At 36.2% G+C, this 1,661-nt stretch carries 1 protein-coding gene; it reads right to left on the bottom strand.

What is annotated here, in order from left to right:
• Positions 1–187: 187 nt before the first annotated feature.
• Positions 188–1,507, bottom strand: a complete 1,320-nt coding sequence (locus ACEN33_RS12235; protein WP_138405605.1) for an IS1380 family transposase — start codon at positions 1,505–1,507, stop codon at positions 188–190.
• Positions 1,508–1,661: the final 154 nt, after the last annotated feature.

Consider the following 1,661-nt stretch of genomic DNA (forward strand, 5'->3'; position numbering starts at 1 on the left):
CCTGAATAATTCATACTTTTAAATATTGAGTTATTCTAGTCGTTATTTTTCAATTTTGGATCACTTTATCGAAATTAAAATATTTTAATCGATTTTCTAAGCTAAAGAAAAACTTTTTAGTCTCATCTCACGAATTTTGGGCGCACTTCTCCCTAGGCCATTTAAAAGGTTTTAAAAAACAGGTTCTTTAAATGTACTGCCGAATCCTTTGGATTTGCCTGAATACTGCATAAAACTCTCGCTGATAAACATGGGAACTCGATAGTTTTAAATAGATTCGTCTTGCTGTAGTGACGAGCTTTCCAGCCACTTTAAATAGACGAAGACGTATCGTATTCACTTGGAGTCCTTTTGATTTTGGTTCAAAACATATGGTACGTAAGAAATTAACCACATTGTATGCCAACAGACTAATCATCATGCGTGCCTCGTTTTCAAGGAATTCTGGGCTATCTGTTTTATCGAAAAAGAAGCTATTTTTGGCTTCTTTAATATAGTTTTCCATGGTACCGCGTTTATTGTAGGTTTCAAATACTCTTTTAGCCGAGATGTTCTCTGAGAAATTCGTGACAATAAAGGAATGGTTAAAAAGGAGTTCACCTACTTCTCGAGTCGAACGGACACAGACACGTCGGGACTTCGTCCAAGAGGCTGCTTGGTATGAAACCGAGTGATAATATACTTCTTTTTCATCCCATGGATGATCAGTATCATAGAACACAAATTCTTCAGCTAAGCGATACAAATTTCTATTGGCCTTTAGCCGAATAACATAATGATTTTCGTATAATTCACATAAATCATAAATATCCGGTGTCGCGAATCCACTATCTCCCCGAACGAGAATATCGGTGGTTGGAATCGCTTGGTTATAATGCTCCAATAACGGTTTAAGAAATTCTTTAACCCCTTTAGAAGTATATTGGTTACCTGAACGAAGTTTAGCTTTTAAAAAATCACCGGTTATCCCATCAAACGCCACTAATGGGTGATAGCCATTTGTTCCATAGTGGGCGTTGTAAGCTGTCTGTTCTTGATTGCCGAATGTATCTGAATGGGTAGAATCTAAATCGATGATCATGTTTGTATCGTTACGAAGGAGACGAGCTTTGTCAATTAACGCTTGATTGAATACTTGAAGTGAGTCAATTGTTTCGCCTACTACACGATCATAAAGCCGAGAGATTGATGATTGAGAAGCCAACGGCTTATCGGTTGAGAACGTCTGTAATACCGGATCATGCTGTAAAATATTTGCAGCAGAATCAGTATTATAACCACCTATAATTTGCAGAATTAACTGTTTTAGAATCTTATGATTCGTGTGTGTCCAATATTTACGACTGTCGTTAAATGTAACAATATCTTCAGAGAGCTGAGTAAATTGGAAAGCATCCATTAATTCATCGATTAGGACTAAACCAGAATCACTTGATAAACGACCACCATCATGAGAAACGATTAAATTATTGTTGAATTTTACGGCATTTTCTTGTAAAGTAACCACTGAGAGAACCCCTTTCTATGGTAGTTTGTGGTGAATTAACCATATCAGAAAGGGGGTCTTTTTTCATCACCTAATGGGTGATGAAGCAGATTACTTTAAAGACTATTAAATCAATGTTAGGAAAGACTATTAGTAAAACTATGAATTATTCAGG

This window comes from Ruoffia sp. FAM 24228 (assembly GCF_045528575.1).
Lineage (GTDB): Bacteria > Bacillota > Bacilli > Lactobacillales > Aerococcaceae > Ruoffia > Ruoffia halotolerans.